Raw genomic sequence first — 504 nt, 5'->3', positions numbered from 1 at the left:
CTTCGTTGCTCGCGACTTGGCGTTGTGTGCCTCACGGCACGGATCGCATCGGCATCCAACGTCGTAGCGATAGGAGGTTCCGTGAACCACGTTCTTACCTGTGAGACTGCCTTCGGTTAGCACCTTGCGGAGATATCGAGCATGAGTGACGCGGTTGGCCTCTTTGCAGGGAGCACACCGGCAGCCATGGTTGCCGTACCCGTTAGCGGTTCCGTGGCGCGGATCATCGTCGCTCAGGTCAGCCATCGTCCGATTCCATCTCATCGGCATCGGTCTCGCCGTGCGGGTCCGAGGCTTCAAAGAGCACTGTGCCGACGAGCTGCTCCATATTGATGGAGTCGGCGGCGGGTGTCGGACGCCCCTCCGCATAAGCGAGTCGGTCGGCTGACAGGAACGCAAGGCGTACTGCCTGAACTACAAGCACACGCCGAAGCCCGTCGGTAACCTCCCCGCGTTCGCGGGCGACAGCAGCGAGACGAGCGATGGTTTCTGCGCGTCGCGCAA

Annotated in this window: 1 protein-coding gene; it reads right to left on the bottom strand. The window is 62.1% G+C overall.

Features of this window, described 5'->3' with window-relative positions; translation table 11 throughout:
* Positions 1–238: 238 nt before the first annotated feature.
* A partial coding sequence (locus tag AC1B00_RS09735) for a hypothetical protein (protein ID WP_488849531.1) occupies positions 239–504 on the bottom strand: 266 nt, incomplete at its 5' end.

Source organism: Campylobacter sp. DY7, from assembly GCF_057802535.1.
The sequence above is the reverse complement of the archived record's forward strand: the minus strand, read 5'-3'. Positions and strand labels throughout refer to the sequence as shown.